This window comes from Streptomyces pallidus (ex Mingjun et al. 2026) (genome assembly GCF_051550185.1).
In the GTDB taxonomy this organism is placed as follows: domain Bacteria; phylum Actinomycetota; class Actinomycetes; order Streptomycetales; family Streptomycetaceae; genus Streptomyces.
The window spans coordinates 5,560,495-5,575,594 of record NZ_CP196181.1 but is presented as its reverse complement, the minus strand read 5'-3'; the positions used below and the strand labels follow the sequence as shown (position 1 = coordinate 5,575,594).

The following is a 15,100-nucleotide window of genomic DNA, read 5'->3' as shown; positions in this document are numbered from 1 at the left end:
ACCGACCCGGGAATCCCGCAGAGCCGCAGGTCGGCGCGATTGTCAGTGGCGGCCGTCACGATGGACCCACGGCACGGAACCAAGCGCCGGGAAGAGCAGCAGTACGCAACGACAGGAGGTTCGTCATGGCCACACCGTCCCCGTCCCCTGTCCATCCCGTCCCGCGCAGGTCGGCAGCCCCGCCGGCCGCGCTCGACCTGCTCGACAAAGCACGCGGCGGCCTCGCCGAGGCCGCACGGCTGACCCGCCCCAACGAGCGCTACGCCACCGCCCACCTCGCCGCCCTGCGCGTCGCCGCGGCGGTGCTCGCCGCCCGGGCGCGGCCCGAGCCGCCGCACCCGCGGCGCCGGCCCCGCATCCGCAGCGCCTGGGAGGTCCTCCCCGAGCTCGCGCCGGAACTGGCCGAGTGGAGCGCCCTGTTCGCCTCCGGCGCCGACCGCCGGGCCCGGGCCGAGGCCGGCATACCCGACGCGGCGAGCAGCGAGGACGCGGACTACCTCCTGCGCGCCGCGTCGATGTTCCTGCGGCTGGTCGAGCGGATGCTGGCGCTCCAGCCCGTGACGCAGACCCTGCCGCAGCCCCGGCCGGAGCGCCCTGAGGCGGGATGAGCTGCGAGACTGCCGAAGGCAATAGGGTGGGACCCGGATAGCCCGCCCTTACCGCGCCGAGGAGTCATCAGCCGTGTCGGACACTTCCCGCCCCCGCGCCTCCCTCCGCACCGCCGTGGTGTGGGAGGTCCTCAAGGAGGCCCTCGACCGCCGGGTGAAGGCGACCGGGAGGGACGTGCTGGACGTGCTCGACACCGGTGGCGGCACCGGCAAGTTCGCCGTGCCGGTGGCCCGCCTGGGCCACCGGGTCACCGTCGTCGACCCCAGCCCGAACGCCCTGTTCGGCCTGGAGCGCCGGGTCTCCGAGGCGGGCGTGGCCGACCTGGTCCGCGGGGTGCAGGGCGACGCCCAGGGCCTGCTCGACGTGGTCGAGCGGGAGTCGTACGACGTGGTGCTCTGCCACGGCGTGCTGGAGTACGTGGACGACCCGGCCGAGGGCGCGGCCAACGCGGTGGCGGCCCTGCGCCCCGGCGGCACGCTGAGCCTGCTCGCGGCCGGCCTCGGCGGGGCCGTCGTCGCCCGGGCCCTCGCCGGCCACTTCACCGAGGCCCGCACCGCCCTCGGCGACCCGGCCGGCCGCTGGGGCGACGGCGACCCCGTGCCGCGGCGCTTCACCGCCGAACAGCTCGCCGAGCTGGTCGCCGGAGTGGGGCTGGAGGTCGGCGCGGTGCACGGGGTGCGCGTCTTCGCCGACCTCGTCCCGGGCGTCCTCGTGGACACCGAGCCCGGCGCCGTGGAGGCACTCCTGCGCCTGGAAGAGGCCGCCGCGGAGCTGCCCGCCTTCCACGCCATCGCCACGCAATTGCACGTACTCGGCGAGAAGCGCGCCTGAATTCCCGGCCCGGAAGGCCCGGCGGAATCCGCCGGGCCTTCCGCTTCCGGCCCCCCCTCCACCGCCCGGCCTGCACCGTATGATCGTGGGACGCGACCGGCATGGCGGACGGACCGGTGGGGAATAAGGGCCTCACGGCCGTCCCTGCGGCGGTACGTTTGGCGCAGTGCTTTGTTGTGGGGCAGTGCCTTTCCGGCAGTGCATTTTCGAACCTGGCGTGGAGGGCGGGTATCACGGGGGCGATTCCCCGCCTATCCTGAAGGGGACCCCTGGTCGCTACCCCCCGCGACCGAAGGATGAGGAGGACTCCCGTGCCGCTCTCGGAGCACGAGCAGCGAATGCTCGAGCAGATGGAGCGAGCGCTGTACGCCGAAGATCCCAAGTTCGCGACAGCGCTTGAGGGAAGCGGACTGCGTACGTACACCCGGCGTCGGGTCTACCAGGCAGTCGCAGGCATTGTGGTGGGTATCGCGCTCCTCATGACCGGTGTGATCATCCCGAACGTACTGTGGGTCAGCGTGGTGGGTTTCCTCGTCATGCTGGGCTGCACGGTCCTCGTGGTCACCGGTTGGCGCAAGGCGCCCAAGCCTGGCGAGCACCCCGTCTCCGGACGTGCAGGAGGTTCGGCCCACGGCCGCAACCGGCAGCGTCGGTCGATGATGACCCGCATCGAGGAGCGGTGGCAGCGCCGCCGCGACGAGCAGGGGCACTAGGACCCCGCACGGACACGGTTGAGGGGGCGGCTGCCGCACGGCGGCCGCCCCCTCCCGGCTCCGGCCGCAGCGTCCGGGTTTCCCCCGTCCGCCCACCGGATCGGCCGCGCTGCGCGATGATGGCCCGGTGAGTGTCCTTCCCCTGGTCTTCACCAGCGGCTGGGCCAGCGGGATCAACGCCTACGCCGTGGTCCTCCTGCTCGGCCTGTTCGGCGCGGCCGGACTGACCGACGAGGTGCCCGCCTCCCTGCAGCGCACCGACGTGCTGGTCGTCGCCGGCGTGCTGTTCCTCTGCGAGGCCGTCGCCGACAAGATCCCGTACGTGGACTCCGTCTGGGACGCCGTCCACACCGTCGTCCGGCCCGTCGCCGGGGCCGTGGTCGGCGCCCTGCTCGCCGGCCAGAGCGGCTCGCTCCCCGAGCTAGCCGCCGGCGCGATCGGCGGCTCCACCGCCCTGGCGAGCCATGCCGTCAAGGCCGGCACCCGGATGGCGGTCAACACCTCCCCCGAGCCGGTCAGCAACCTCGTGCTGAGCACCGCCGAGGACCTCGGCGTCGCCGCCGTCGTCACCCTCGCCGTGTTCCACCCCGTCGCCGCCGCGGTGACCGCCGCCGTCCTGCTCGCCGCCGGCCTCGCCGTGCTCGTCCTCCTGTGGTCCCGGATCCGCCGCTTCCTGCGCCGGCGGGCCCAGCGCCGCGAGGAGAAGCGCCTGGCCGTGGAGTACGGGGAGGGCGGACCGGAAGCCCGCCCCGGACCGGCCGCACCGGCACCCGGACCACCCCGCTAGCCCCCCCCGGCCGCTCGATAGGGTCGGAGCCATGGCACGAATTGCGGTGATCGGCGCCGGCATGGGCGCGATGGCCACGGCGGCCCGGCTGGCCGTGGCGGGGCACCAGGTGACGGTGTACGAACGGGGTTCCACCTACGGCGGCTCGCTCGGCCGCTTCGAGTGGAAGGGATTCGCCTTCGACACGGGCCCGGGGCTGCTGCACCTGCCCGCCGTCTACCGCGACCTGTTCGTCAAGACCGGCAAGCGGCGCCTGGAGGACTGCGTCGACCTCGTCCAGGTCGATCCGGCCGTCCGCCACGTCCTCGCCGACGGAACCTCCGTCACCCTCCCCGGCGCCTCCCGCGGCGGCGCCGCGGCCGCCCTCGACCAGGCCTTCGGCACGGGCGCCGGCGACCGCTGGGCCGCCGTGCTGAACCGCGCCCGGGACGCCTGGGACGCCACCCGCCGCCCCCTCCTGGAAGAGCCGCTGCGCGCCGACTGGCGGGCCCTGGGCAGCGACCCGTACCCCGCGGTGCGCAGGAGCGGGCTGCTGCGCCGCCGTCCCCCGACCCTCGCCGAGGTCGCCGCACGTGAACTGGGGGGGCAGCTCGGCGAACTGCTGGCGGCCCGGGTCCGCGCGTACGGGCTCGACCCGGCGACCGCGCCCGCCTCCGCGGCCGTGCTGCCCTACATGGAGCAGACCTTCGGCAGCTGGTACGTGCGCGGCGGGATGCGTGCCCTGGCGACCGCCCTGTACGAGCGCTGCCGCGAGCGGAAGGTCGAGTTCGTCTTCGACGCGCCGGTCCGGGACGTCCTGGCCCGCGGGGGCCGGGCGGCCGGGGTTCTGCTGGCCGACGGCACCGAGCACCCGGCCGACCACGTGGTGTGCGGGGTCGACCCGCGGCAGCTGTCCGTACCCCTGCCGCCCGACGGCGTCCCCGCCGGGGCCTCGGCCCCGGCCGCCCGGTACACCCTGCTGCTCGCGCTGCGCGGAGCCCGCCCCGCCGACACCGTGCACCGCACCCTCGTCCACTCCTCCGCCACGCAGCTCACCGTGCTGCGCCCCGACGACCCGGCCGTCCGGCCCGACGCCGACCACGAGGCCGTCACCGTCAGCGCGGTGTGCGCCCCCGCCGGCGGGACCACCGCGGCACCCGACCCGGAGGCCCTGCTGGACCTCGCCGCCCGGGCCGTGCCGGGGCTGCGCGAGCGGCTGCTGTGGTGGGAGGCGCGCACCCCGGCCGACGTCGAGGCGGCCACCGGGGCGGTCGGCGGAGCGGTGCCCGCGCCCTCGCTCGCCGGGGCCGGCGGCCGGCTGCTGCACCCCGCGAACTCCACGGCGCTGACCGGGCTGTACCTCGCGGGCGGCTGGGCGCACCCCGGCGGCGGGCTGGCGCACGCGGGGATGACCGGGGCGCTGGTGGCCGGGCTGATCGTGGAGGGCGCGGACTTCCGCGGCTCGCAGTGAGCGCGTTCCGGGCCCGCACCGGGCCGCCCCGGCCTCCACTGCGGAGTCCGGGGCGGTGCTGCTCTCAGTAGCGGTACTGCTCGTACTCGCCGGAACCCTGGTACGGGTACTGCTGGGGCTGCTGGGGCTGCTGCTGCGGGTACGCCCCGCCCTGGCCGTCGGCCGGGTAGGGCTGGGCGACGTCCCGCTGCTGCGGCACCCACACCCCGCCGGGCGGGGTGTCCATCCCGTACTGGTCCTGCCCGGCGGCGCCGCCGGCGTACGGGTCGGCGGCCTGGCCGCCGTACGGGGTGTAGTCGTACGGCTGCTGCGGGATGACGCCGCCGCCGGTGCCGATGTACGGGTCCGAGTAGGCGGCGTAGACCTGCTGCTCGCCGCCGGGCTGGTAGGCGCCGGGGTAGCCGTAGCCGCCCTGCGCCTGCGGGTCCTGGTAGGCGGCGTAGCCGTGGGCGTCCTGCTCGGCCGTGGTGAACGGCGAGGCGAACGCGGCCGTCTGCCCGGCGTCGGCGCCGGGCGCGAAGCTCTGTATCCCGTACGAGCCGGTGTCCTCGGGCAGCGGCTCCGGGCTGTAGAGCTCCTCCGTCGCGGCGCGGAACCGCGGCTGGGGGGTCCGCCCGGACTCCGCGGCCCCGTCGGCGCCCGCCTCCGGGTCCGCCGGCCCGCCCGCGGCGTCGGCACCGAACTCCAGCCCCGTGACCTCCAGCGCGGGCTCGGACCGCGGCCCGCCCGCCCGGCGGCGCCGGGCGGAACCCTTCGACGGGGCGGAGTCCCCGCCCTTGCCGCCCTTGCCGGCCCTGCCCTTGCCTTCCTTGCCCTTGCGCAGCGCCCAGCCGGCCTCGAAGCCCTTGCGGAAGGACAACGTCACCAGCGTCTGACCCACCGCGAACGCGAGCGCGCCCCCGACGATGACCGGCACCGACGGCAGGACCACCCCGGCGACCACGCCGAGGAACCCGGCGAACGCGAGCAGCCGCCAGCGCAGCCGGGCCTTGTACTGCATCAGGACCTCGGCAAGCAGCCACAGCGCGACGAAACCGAACGCGACGTAGAGGACCGTCATTCCCATGCGTGGCACCCCTCGGTACGGCCGCCCTGGGGTACGGCCGATCAGGCCCGCTGGTGCAGGCCCAGGTTCTCGTAGATCTCGAGAGTCGCCGTGGAGTTGTTCAGCGTGATGAAGTGCAGCCCCGGGACACCCTCGGACAGCAGTCGCGCGCAGAACTCCGTGGCGAACTCGATCCCCATGGAGCGTACAGCGGCCGGATCGTCCTTGACGGCGAGCATGCGCTCTTTCACGGCGTCGGGGAAGACCGCATTGCTGAGTTGGGGCAGCCGGTCCAGCTGCTTGATGGCCACAACAGGCATGACCTCAGGGATGATCGGCGTGTCGCAGCCCGCCTTTCCGGCGCTGTCGCGGAGCCGCAGATAATTCTCCGGATCGAAGAACATCTGGGTGATCGCATAGTCCGCACCGGCGCGGCACTTGTCCACGAAGTGCCGGATGTCCGTATCCCAGTCGTCGGAGCGCGGGTGCATCTCCGGGAAGGCCGCGACGCCCACGCAGAAATCGCCCGATTCCTTCAGCAGCCGGACCAGGTCGGCCGCGTAGTGCACCCCTTCGGGGTGCGGCACCCACGGGCCCATGGGGTCACCCGGCGGGTCGCCGCGCACGGCGAGCATGTTGCGGATGCCGGCGTCGGCGAACTGGCCGATCACGTGGCGCAGCTGGGCCACCGAGTGGTCGACGGCCGTGAGGTGCGCGACGGGCGTCAGCGTGGTGTCGGCGGCGATCTCCTGGGTGGCCTTGACGGTGCCGCCCCGGGTGGAGCCGCCGGCACCGTACGTCACGGACACGAAGCTCGGGGACACCGCCTCGATCCGGCGCAGCGCGTTCCAGAGGTTGCGCTCGCCCTTCTCGGTCTTGGGAGCCCAGAACTCGAAGGAGTACGAGGGGTCCCCGGACGCCAGCAGTTCGCGGACCGTGCGTGCACGGTCCGGTCGGGTGGAAGCGGTACCAAGGGCCATACGGGCAGGTTAGACGCGCGTCCGCGCACGCCGAAGCCCTGTCCGTGATGTGGACAGGTTTTTGGACACTTAGGAGACGCGGTTCCGGATACGCCGGGCGAGGTCCGCCGCGGCGGCCCCCGGGTCGGAGGCCTCGGTCAGGGCGCGGACGACGACGACCCGGGTGGCGCCGGCGTCGAGGACCTCGTCGAGGTTGCCGGCGTCGATGCCGCCGATGGCGAACCAGGGGCGGTCCTGCTGCAGGGAGGCCGCGTACCGGACCAGGCCGAGGCCGGGCGCGGGCCGGCCGGGCTTGGTGGGGGTGGGCCAGCAGGGGCCGGTGCAGAAGTAGTCCACGCCCGGCTCGGCGACCGCGGCGTCGACCTCGGACTCGGCGTGGCAGGAACGGCCTATCAGCACCCCCTCGCCGAGGACGGCGCGGGCGGCGGGCACCGGGATGTCCCCCTGGCCGAGGTGCAGGACGTCGGAGCCGATGGCGTGCGCGACGTCGGCGCGGTCGTTGACCGCGAGGAGCTTGCCGTGCCGGCGGGCGGCGTCGGCGAACACCCGGAGGTGGTCGAGCTCCTCGGCGGCCTCCATGCCCTTGTCTCGGAGCTGGACGACGTCCACCCCGCCGGCGAGGACGGCGTCGAGGAACTCGGGGAGGTCCCCCTGCCGCTTGCGGGCGTCCGTGCACAGGTAGAGCCTGGCGTCGGAGAGCTGCTGGGCGTTGGCGGACATGGGTACCCCCTGGTGGGCGCGGCGAACGCGGGCCGCTCCCGGCGGCCCGCGTCCCGCGGATGGATCAGTCGGCTCGGGTCAGAGAGCGAGCGCCTGGGCGCGGCGCTTGACCTCCGTGCCGCGATTCTCGCGCAGCGCCTGCACGGGGGTGCCGGGCAGGGTCTCGTCGGCGGTGAAGAGCCACTCCAGCATCTCCTCGTCGGAGAAGCCGTCGTCGCGCAGGACCGTCAGCAGACCGGTGAGGCCCTTGACGAGCTTGGTGCCGTCGATGAAGTCGGCGGGGACCTGCAGGGTGCGGTTCTCGCCGCGGCGAACGGCGATCAGCTGACCTTCCTTGACCAGCTGGCGGACCCGGGTCACTTCGACGTCCAGCATCTCGGCGATGTCGGGCAGGTGGAGCCAGGCGGGGACAAGGGCATCGATCTTGGTGTCAATCTCGGTCACGGCACAAGCCTGCCACCTCCCGGGCGCCGCCGGTACCCGGGCCGATCCGTCCGGGGCCGTACGGGCGTCCCGCCCGGCCCGGGCGCCCGTACGGAGGCTCCGCCGCGCTACCGCGCGGCGGCCACGGCCGACTTCAGCGGAGTGGCCGGATCCGACACCCGGCCGGGGTCGACGGCGGTGCCGGTCTCGATCAGCTTGCGGCCCTGGGCGAGGTCCCGCGGCCGACCCACGGCGAGGATCGCCACCAGCGACCCGGCGCGCAGCCAGCACACCGACCAGCCCTGCTCGCCGGGGTCGCCCCGCCACAACAGCGTGTCGGCGTCCGCGTGGTGGCCGGCGTACTGGACGAACCGCCCGAACTGCTCGGACCAGAAGTACGGCACCGGGTCGTAGACCTGGAGCGCCGCCCCGGCCGGGGGCAGCCCCTCCGCCTCGGCCCGGGCCTCGGCCAGGATGTTCGCCGCGACGACCCGCGGCCCCTGCAGCGCGTTGTCCCAGTGGTGCACCAGCAGCCGCGCCCCGTAACGCGCCGACGGGAACGAGGCGCAGTCACCGACCGCGTACACCCCCGGCACCGAGGTCCGCAGATGGGCGTCCGCCGTGACCGAGCCGTCGGCGCCGAGCGCGACGCCGGACCCGGCCAGCCAGCGCGTCGCCGGCCGCGCCCCGATGCCCACGACCACCGCTCCGGCGGGCAGCTCCCGGCCGTCCGCGAGCAGGACCCGCCCGGACTCCACCGAGGCGACCTTGGCGGAGGTCAGCAGGTCCGCCCCCACCTCCTCGTACCAGCCGGCCATCGGGGCGGCGACCTCGGCCGGCAGGGCGCCCGCCAGCACCCGGTCCGCAGCCTCGACCACCGTCACGGTGCAGCCCGCCTCCCGGGCCGCGGTGGCGAACTCCGCGCCGATCCACCCGGCGCCGACGACGACGGTGGCCGGGGTCCGGGCCAGCACCGGCCGCAGCCGGGCCGCGTCGTCGAGGGTGCGCAGCAGGTGGACGCCCGGGACGCCCTCGGCGCCGGGCAGGGTCAGCGGTTCGGCACCGGTCGCCAGGACCAGCACCCCGTAGGGGACCGGGCCGGCCTCGGTGTCCACTTCGCGGTCGGCGGCCCGCAGCCCGGTCACCTCGACGCCGAGCCGGAGCTCGATGCCCAGGCCCTCGAAGTCGACGTCGAAGGCGGAGTCCTCGGCCTTGCCGAGCAGGACCGCCTTGGACAGCGGGGGCCGGTCGTACGGCTGGTGGGGCTCGGCGCCCAGCAGGGTCACGGGGCCCGTCCAGCCCTGCTCACGGAGGGCCACGGCGGTCTGCACCCCGGCCATTCCGGCGCCGACGATGAGGACGCCGTTCTGAGTCTGTTCGGTCTGCTCGCTCACGCGACCCACCCTAGTCAGCACGATCGGTGAGGAGGCGGTGCACCGGCGGCCGCGTCCCGGCTCTCTCCCGCTCGCCGAAGGGGAACGGCTACTGTGGCCACCGTACCTGTCGCGGGAGCCCGGACGCACCGGGCTGAGAGGGAGGCTGGCCGGCCTCCGACCGTCCGAACCTGATCCGGGTCATGCCGGCGAAGGGAGGGGCTGGACGCCCATGCACTCGTCCAAGGGATCCGCGGTGGCCGCGGGGTTCGACGTCCTCGTCATCGGGGGCGGGATCATCGGCCTCGTCACGGCCTGGAGGGCGGCCCGGCGCGGGCTGCGCACCGCCCTCGCCGACCCGGCGCCCGGCGGCGGCGCCGCCCAGGTCGCGGCGGGCATGCTCGCCGCCGTCACCGAACTGCACTACGGCGAGGAGACCCTGCTGGGCCTGGGCCTCGCCTCCGCCGCCCGCTATCCGGAATTCGTCGCCGAACTCGCCGACGCCAGCGGCGGCATGGACGTCGGCTACCGGGCGTGCGGCACGCTCGCCGTCGCCCTCGACGCCGACGACCGGCTCCACCTGCGCGAGCTGCACGCCCTCCAGCGCCGCTGCGGCCTGGAGTCCGAGTGGCTCACCGGCCGCGAGTGCCGCCGCCTGGAACCGATGCTCGCCCCCGGCGTCCGCGGCGGCCTGCGCGTCGACGGCGACCACCAGGTCGACCCGCGGCGGCTCGCGGCCGCCCTGCTGGCCGCCTGCGAACGCGCCGGCGTCGACATCCACCGGGCGACCGCCGAACGGCTGCTGGTCACCGCCGACCGGGCGGCCGGCGCGCTGCTCGACGACGGCACCGCGCTCTCCGCCGACCAGGTGGTCCTGGCCGCGGGCTCGCTCAGCGGCCGGCTGGCCGGCGTCCCCGACGAGGCGCTGCCGCCCGTCCGGCCGGTGAAGGGGCAGGTGCTGCGGCTCGCGGTGCCGGCCCCGTACGCGCCGTTCCTGTCGCGGACGGTACGGGCGGTCGTACGCGGCAGCCACGTGTACCTGGTGCCGCGCGAGAACGGCGAGCTCGTCATCGGCGCCACCAGCGAGGAACTCGGCTGGGACACCACCGTCACCGCCGGCGGGGTGTACGAACTCCTCCGCGACGCACACGAGTTGGTGCCCGGCATCACCGAACTGCCGCTCACCGAGACCCGGGCCGGGCTGCGCCCCGGCTCCCCCGACAACGCCCCGCTGCTCGGCCCCACCGCCCTGCCCGGCCTGCACGTGGCCACCGGGCACTACCGCAACGGGGTGCTGCTGACCCCCGTCACCGGCGACGCCATGGCCGAGCTGCTCGCCACCGGCGTCCTGCCCGAGGCCGCCCGGCCGTTCGGCCCGCGCCGCTTCTCCCCCGCACGTCAGGAGTCGTACGCATGACCATCTCCGTCAACGGCGAGCCGCGCGAGCTCGCGCCCGGCACCACCCTCGACGTGGTGGTCGCCTCCCTCACCACCGCCCCCTCCGGGGTCGCGGCCGCACTCAACGAGACCGTGGTCCCGCGCGGGCGGTGGCCGCACACCGCGGTCGGCGACGGCGACCGGGTCGAGGTCCTCACCGCGGTCCAGGGAGGCTGAGCACCATGGCGGACGACGCATTCGTCCTCGGCGGCCGGACCTTCTCCTCCCGCCTGATCATGGGCACCGGCGGGGCGCCCAGCCTGGAGGTGCTGGAACACGCCCTCCTCGCCTCCGGTACGGAACTCACCACGGTCGCGATGCGCCGGCTCGACCCGGCCGTGCAGGGCTCCGTCCTCGGCGTCCTCGACAAGCTCGGCATCGCGGTCCTGCCGAACACGGCCGGCTGCTACACCGCCGGCGAGGCGGTGCTCACGGCCCGGCTGGCCCGGGAGGCGCTCGGCACCGACTGGATCAAGCTGGAGGTCATCGCCGACGAGCGGACCCTCCTGCCCGACGGGGAGGAACTGCTCGCCGCCGCCGAAACCCTGGTGGACGACGGTTTCACGGTGCTGCCGTACACCAACGACGACCCGGTGCTGGCCCGGAAGCTGGAGGACGCCGGCTGCGCGGCCGTCATGCCGCTCGGCTCGCCCATCGGGTCGGGCATGGGCATCCGCAACCCGCACAACTTCGAACTGATCGTGGAGCGGGCGGGGGTGCCGGTGATCCTGGACGCGGGTGCGGGAACCGCCTCCGACGTCGCGCTGGCCATGGAGCTCGGCTGCGCCGGGGTCATGCTGGCTTCCGCCGTGACGCGGGCGCAGGTGCCGGTGCTGATGGCGGGGGCGATGCGGGACGCGGTGTCCGCGGGGCGGCTCGCGTTCCGTGCGGGGCGCATCCCGCAGCGGCGCTTCGCGCACGCCTCGTCCCCGGGCGAGGGCCGCGCCGCCCTCGACCCGGAACGCCCGGCCTTCTGACCGCCGCCGCTGCCGCCGTTGCCGCCGTTGCCGCTGCGCGGAGCCGTTCCGCACCCCGCCCCTTCCCCGACCGGGGCTCCGCCCCCGACCCGTTCCGGGCGCTGCGCGCCCGGTGCGCTCAGACGCCGCGCGGCCTGGATCGCGGCAGCGGCGGCGGCGAAGGGTGGGTCGCGTCACAGCTGTGCTGCAAGGCATGGCCGCCCCCGGCCCGCGCAGCGCACCGGCTCGTAGGATGGCCCGGTGGACACGACCCTGGATGACCCGCTCGTCGGGCAGACGCTCGACGGCCGCTACCGCATCGACGCCCGCATCGCGGCAGGCGGCATGGCCACGGTCTACCGGGCCCTGGACACCCGCCTCGACCGCATCCTCGCGCTGAAGGTGATGCACCCGGCGCTGGCCGCGGACGCCGCCTTCGTCGACCGGTTCATCCGCGAGGCGAAGTCCGTGGCCCGGCTCGCGCACCCCAACGTGGTGGCCGTGTTCGACCAGGGCACGGACGGCCCGTACACGTACCTGGCCATGGAGTACGTCTCCGGCTGCACCCTGCGCGACGTGCTGCGCGAGCGCGGCGCGCTCCAGCCGCGGGCCGCGCTGGACGTGCTGGAGCCGGTCCTCGCCGCGCTGGGGGCCGCGCACCGGGCCGGTTTCGTGCACCGGGACATGAAGCCCGAGAACGTCCTGATCGGTGACGACGGCCGGGTGAAGGTGGCCGACTTCGGGCTGGTCCGGTCCGTGGACACGGTCACGAGCACCACCGGCGCGGTCCTCGGCACCGTCTCCTACCTCGCGCCCGAGCAGATCGAGAACGGCGTCACGGACACCCGTGTCGACGTCTACGCCTGCGGTGTGGTGCTGTACGAGATGCTGACCGGCGACAAGCCGCACACCGGCGGCACCCCGGCCCAGGTGCTGTACCGCCACCTGCACGAGGACGTCCCGCCCCCGTCGGCCGCGGTCCCCGGGCTGCCGGTCGCGCTGGACGAGCTGGTCGTGCAGGCCACCGCCCGCACGCCGGACCTGCGTCCGTACGACGCCGCGGCGCTGCTCGGGCTGGCCCTGGACGCCCGGAGCCGGCTGACGGACGTCGAGCTGGACGCCGTACCGCCGCAGGCCCACGCCGAGGTGCGGTCGTCCGCCGAGGACCGTACGAGCGTCATACCGCGTACCGCGGGTGCCCGGCAGCCCGTGGAGCACACCTCCCTGCTGGCCGAGCCGCCGCTGCCCGGGCCGGCCGCGCAGGCCCCGGCGCCGGAGTCGGCCCCGGGCCGGGCCCGGGCCGGGGTGCGGGTGCGGCGCGGCCCGCTGCTGGTGGTGGCGGCCGTACTGCTGGCCCTCGGCATCGGCACGGGCGTCTGGTACATCGGCTCCGGCCAGTTCACCAAGGTCCCCAACCTGCTCGGCAAGACGGAGGCGGAGGCCCGCTCGGAGCTGTCCGCGGCCGGGCTCGGCGTGAAGCGGGTCGACCGGAAGTTCAGCGACGCCTTCGACCGCGGGACGGTCATGGCCAGCGACCCGCAGGGCGCGAAGCGCATCCGCGGCAACGGTGCGGTGGTGCTGACCGTCTCCCGCGGCCCGGAGGTCGTGGTGGTGCCCGACGTGAAGGGCCGCCCGCTGGAGGCGGCGAAGGCGGAGCTGACCAAGACCGGTCTGGCCCCGGGCATCGTCACGCAGGCGTTCAACGAGGACGTGCCGCAGGGTTCGGTGATCTCCACCGAGCCGAACGGCGGGCAGAAGCGGGCCCCCGACACCGCGGTGTCGATCACGGTGAGCAAGGGCCGGCCGGTGCCGGTGCCGAGCGTGGCCGGCAAGCCCCTGGACCAGGCCCGGACCGCGCTACAGGACCTCGGCCTCAAGGTCGAGACGGCTCCCGACGAGATCAACTCGCCGTTCCCGGCCGGCACGGTCGCCAACCAGTCGGTGGGTGCGGGCGCCCAGGCCGCGGCCGGTGACACGGTCGTGCTCACGGCCTCGAAGGGTCCGCGCCAGGTCCCGGTGCCGAACGTGGTCGGGCTGGAGGCGGACGCGGCCCGCAGGACGCTGGAGGCCGCGGGCTTCAAGGTGAAGGTGGAGAGGGCCTTCCTGAACTTCACCAACATCGTGGACGTGCAGTCGGTGCCGGGCGGCCAGAACGCCCCGGAAGGCAGCCAGATCGTCCTGCGGATCAAGGGGCTGTAGCGGGGATGGACACTGCGGCCATGCGCAACCCCGTGGGCGGGCACGTCCCGGTGGCGGGCGGGCTCGCCACCGTCGGGCTGTCGTACGCGCGGGAGCTGGCGGCCGAGGCGGTGCAGGTCTTCGTGGCCAATCCGCGCGGCTGGGCCACCCCGGCGGGGAACCCGGCCCAGGACGAACTGTTCCGGGCCGGCTGCGAGGCCGGGTCGATCCCGGCCTACGTGCACGCCCCCTATCTGATCAACTTCGGCTCGCACACCGGGGCGACGGTGGAGCGGTCGGTGGAGTCGCTGCGCCACTCGCTGCGCCGGGGCCGGGCGATCGGCGCGCTGGGCGTGGTCGTGCACACCGGGTCGGCGACCGGGGGCCGGCCCCGCGAGGCGGCGTACGCGCAGATCAGGCAGCACGTGCTGCCGCTGCTGGACGAGCTGGTGCACGACGACGACCCGATGCTGCTGCTGGAGTCCACGGCCGGGCAGGGCTCCTCGCTGTGCTCGCGGACCTGGGACTTCGGCCCGTACTTCGACGCGCTCGACCACCACCCGAAGCTGGGCGTCTGCCTGGACACCTGCCACGCCTTCGCGGCCGGGCACGACCTGGCGGAGCCGGGCGGTGTGAAGCAGACGCTGGACCTGCTCGTCGACACGGTGGGCGAGGGGCGGCTGAAGCTGGTCCACGCGAACGACTCGAAGGAGGGCGTGGGAGCGCACAAGGACCGCCACGCCAACATCGGTCAGGGCCACATCGGCCGGGAGGCCTTCGGGGAGTTGTTCACGCACCCCGCGATGGAGGGGGTGCCGCTGATCATCGAGACGCCGGGCGGCAAGGAGGGGCACGCGGCCGACGTGGCGCTGCTCAAGGAGCTGCGCGCCCTGCACTGAGCCCGGCCCGGGCGGGCCCGGGGGGCTCGCCGCCGGGCTACAGCTCGGGGCCGTCCCCGGGCTCCTCCTGGTAGGAGTAGCGCTGCTCGCGCCAGGGGTCGCCGATGTTGTGGTAGCCCCGCTCCTCCCAGAACCCGCGCCGGTCGGCGGTCATGTACTCGACGCCGCGGACCCACTTCGGGCCCTTCCACGCGTACAGGTGGGGCACGACGAGCCGAACCGGGAAACCGTGCTCGGCGGTGAGCGGTTCACCGCCCTGGTGGGTGGCGAAGACGGTCCGGTCCGAGGCGAAGTCGGCGAGCCGCAGGTTGGAGCTGAAGCCGTACTCGGCCCACACCATCACGTGCGTGACCTGCGGCCCGGGCGGGGCGAGGGCGAGGATCTCGCGGGCGAGGACCCCGCCCCATTCGGCCCCGAGCATGCTGAACTTCGTCACGCAGTGCAGGTCGGCGACGACCGACTCGAAGGGCAGGGCCGTGAACTGCTCGTGGTTCCAGCAGTGCTTCTCGCCGTCGGCGGTCGCGCCGAAGACACGGAACTCCCAGCGTTCCGGCTTGAACTTGGGCACGGGCCCGTAGTGGGTGACCGGCCAGCCCCGCTGAAGCCGCTGCCCCGGTGGAAGCTCCGGCTGTTCTGCTCCCGGAGATTCCCGGCTTTCCGGCTGACCCATGACTCCATGGTGACAGACGCGGCGGGGTG

16 protein-coding genes and 1 riboswitch are annotated in these 15,100 nt (G+C 74.7%); of the genes, 10 read left to right on the top strand and 6 right to left on the bottom strand.

Going from position 1 to position 15,100, the window contains the following annotated elements:
* Positions 1-125 precede the first annotated feature (125 nt).
* The 5 genes from ACSHWO_RS24710 (at position 126) to ACSHWO_RS24690 (ending at position 4,390) form a co-directional block, all read left to right on the top strand.
* Positions 126-608 carry an SAV_6107 family HEPN domain-containing protein gene (locus ACSHWO_RS24710; protein ID WP_438314979.1) on the top strand — a complete coding sequence of 161 codons (483 nt, stop codon included), beginning with the start codon at positions 126-128 and terminating at the stop codon, positions 606-608.
* Positions 609-681: 73 nt separating this feature from the next.
* Positions 682-1,440, top strand: a complete 759-nt coding sequence (locus ACSHWO_RS24705) for a methyltransferase (protein WP_385822352.1) — start codon at positions 682-684, stop codon at positions 1,438-1,440.
* Between the two features lie 311 nt (positions 1,441-1,751).
* The gene (locus ACSHWO_RS24700; RefSeq protein WP_361088274.1) at positions 1,752-2,153 is read left to right on the top strand and encodes a DUF3040 domain-containing protein; all 402 of its coding nucleotides are present in this window, start codon (positions 1,752-1,754) and stop codon (positions 2,151-2,153) included.
* Positions 2,154-2,280: 127 nt separating this feature from the next.
* Positions 2,281-2,940 carry a DUF4126 domain-containing protein gene (locus ACSHWO_RS24695; protein ID WP_438314975.1) on the top strand — a complete coding sequence of 220 codons (660 nt, stop codon included), beginning with the start codon at positions 2,281-2,283 and terminating at the stop codon, positions 2,938-2,940.
* 31 nt (positions 2,941-2,971) lie between these two features.
* On the top strand, positions 2,972-4,390 hold the full coding sequence (locus ACSHWO_RS24690) for a phytoene desaturase family protein (protein WP_438314972.1): 1,419 nt from the start codon (positions 2,972-2,974) through the stop codon (positions 4,388-4,390).
* Positions 4,391-4,454: 64 nt separating this feature from the next.
* On the opposite strand, the gene ACSHWO_RS24685 is transcribed toward ACSHWO_RS24690, so the two are convergent.
* From ACSHWO_RS24685 to ACSHWO_RS24665, 5 genes are all read right to left on the bottom strand, one after another.
* Entirely contained in the window at positions 4,455-5,456 is a 1,002-nt protein-coding gene (locus tag ACSHWO_RS24685) for a hypothetical protein (RefSeq protein WP_438314969.1), read from the bottom strand.
* 41 nt (positions 5,457-5,497) lie between these two features.
* Complete coding sequence (gene metF, locus ACSHWO_RS24680; protein ID WP_385822477.1) at positions 5,498-6,415, bottom strand: methylenetetrahydrofolate reductase [NAD(P)H]; 918 nt, start codon at positions 6,413-6,415, stop codon at positions 5,498-5,500.
* A 69-nt stretch (positions 6,416-6,484) separates the two neighbouring features.
* Positions 6,485-7,135 carry a thiamine phosphate synthase gene (thiE, locus tag ACSHWO_RS24675; protein WP_385822519.1) on the bottom strand — a complete coding sequence of 217 codons (651 nt, stop codon included), beginning with the start codon at positions 7,133-7,135 and terminating at the stop codon, positions 6,485-6,487.
* Positions 7,136-7,213: 78 nt separating this feature from the next.
* On the bottom strand, positions 7,214-7,579 hold the full coding sequence (locus tag ACSHWO_RS24670; protein ID WP_360632684.1) for an Rv2175c family DNA-binding protein: 366 nt from the start codon (positions 7,577-7,579) through the stop codon (positions 7,214-7,216).
* Positions 7,580-7,686: 107 nt separating this feature from the next.
* Positions 7,687-8,952: an NAD(P)/FAD-dependent oxidoreductase gene (locus tag ACSHWO_RS24665; RefSeq protein WP_438314965.1), complete on the bottom strand. Its 1,266-nt coding sequence runs from the start codon at positions 8,950-8,952 to the stop codon at positions 7,687-7,689.
* 101 nt (positions 8,953-9,053) lie between these two features.
* Positions 9,054-9,168: riboswitch (TPP riboswitch) on the top strand.
* Here ACSHWO_RS24665 and thiO point away from each other — a divergent pair.
* The 5 genes from thiO (at position 9,164) to ACSHWO_RS24640 (ending at position 14,401) form a co-directional block, all read left to right on the top strand.
* Complete coding sequence (gene thiO / locus ACSHWO_RS24660) at positions 9,164-10,348, top strand: glycine oxidase ThiO (RefSeq protein ID WP_438314962.1); 1,185 nt, start codon at positions 9,164-9,166, stop codon at positions 10,346-10,348. Its footprint overlaps the riboswitch before it by 5 nt.
* The gene (gene thiS, locus ACSHWO_RS24655) at positions 10,345-10,545 is read left to right on the top strand and encodes a sulfur carrier protein ThiS (protein WP_361088299.1); all 201 of its coding nucleotides are present in this window, start codon (positions 10,345-10,347) and stop codon (positions 10,543-10,545) included. Before thiO ends, thiS begins: the two co-directional genes overlap by 4 nt.
* Before the next feature lie 5 nt (positions 10,546-10,550).
* The gene (locus tag ACSHWO_RS24650; protein ID WP_361088302.1) at positions 10,551-11,345 is read left to right on the top strand and encodes a thiazole synthase; all 795 of its coding nucleotides are present in this window, start codon (positions 10,551-10,553) and stop codon (positions 11,343-11,345) included.
* A 240-nt stretch (positions 11,346-11,585) separates the two neighbouring features.
* Positions 11,586-13,523, top strand: a complete 1,938-nt coding sequence (gene pknB / locus ACSHWO_RS24645; protein ID WP_438314958.1) for a Stk1 family PASTA domain-containing Ser/Thr kinase — start codon at positions 11,586-11,588, stop codon at positions 13,521-13,523.
* 20 nt (positions 13,524-13,543) lie between these two features.
* Positions 13,544-14,401 carry a deoxyribonuclease IV gene (locus ACSHWO_RS24640; RefSeq protein ID WP_438314955.1) on the top strand — a complete coding sequence of 286 codons (858 nt, stop codon included), beginning with the start codon at positions 13,544-13,546 and terminating at the stop codon, positions 14,399-14,401.
* Positions 14,402-14,438: 37 nt separating this feature from the next.
* Here ACSHWO_RS24640 and ACSHWO_RS24635 read toward each other — a convergent pair whose 3' ends face one another.
* A complete protein-coding gene (locus tag ACSHWO_RS24635) occupies positions 14,439-15,071 on the bottom strand; it encodes a sulfite oxidase-like oxidoreductase (protein ID WP_438314952.1) in 633 nt (210 codons plus the stop codon).
* Between the last annotated feature and the right edge of the window lie 29 nt (positions 15,072-15,100).

Excerpts from the sequence above, each read along its gene's own strand:
- ACSHWO_RS24710 (WP_438314979.1), top strand. The coding sequence starts at position 126 with ATGGCCACACCGTCCCCGTCCCCTGTCCATCCCGTCCCGCGCAGGTCG.
- ACSHWO_RS24690 (WP_438314972.1), top strand. The coding sequence starts at position 2,972 with ATGGCACGAATTGCGGTGATCGGCGCCGGCATGGGCGCGATGGCCACG.
- ACSHWO_RS24685 (WP_438314969.1), bottom strand. The coding sequence starts at position 5,456 with ATGGGAATGACGGTCCTCTACGTCGCGTTCGGTTTCGTCGCGCTGTGG.
- metF (WP_385822477.1), bottom strand. The coding sequence starts at position 6,415 with ATGGCCCTTGGTACCGCTTCCACCCGACCGGACCGTGCACGCACGGTC.
- thiE (WP_385822519.1), bottom strand. The coding sequence starts at position 7,135 with ATGTCCGCCAACGCCCAGCAGCTCTCCGACGCCAGGCTCTACCTGTGC.
- thiO (WP_438314962.1), top strand. The coding sequence starts at position 9,164 with ATGCACTCGTCCAAGGGATCCGCGGTGGCCGCGGGGTTCGACGTCCTC.
- thiS (WP_361088299.1), top strand. The coding sequence starts at position 10,345 with ATGACCATCTCCGTCAACGGCGAGCCGCGCGAGCTCGCGCCCGGCACC.
- ACSHWO_RS24650 (WP_361088302.1), top strand. The coding sequence starts at position 10,551 with ATGGCGGACGACGCATTCGTCCTCGGCGGCCGGACCTTCTCCTCCCGC.
- ACSHWO_RS24640 (WP_438314955.1), top strand. The coding sequence starts at position 13,544 with ATGCGCAACCCCGTGGGCGGGCACGTCCCGGTGGCGGGCGGGCTCGCC.
- ACSHWO_RS24635 (WP_438314952.1), bottom strand. The coding sequence starts at position 15,071 with ATGGGTCAGCCGGAAAGCCGGGAATCTCCGGGAGCAGAACAGCCGGAG.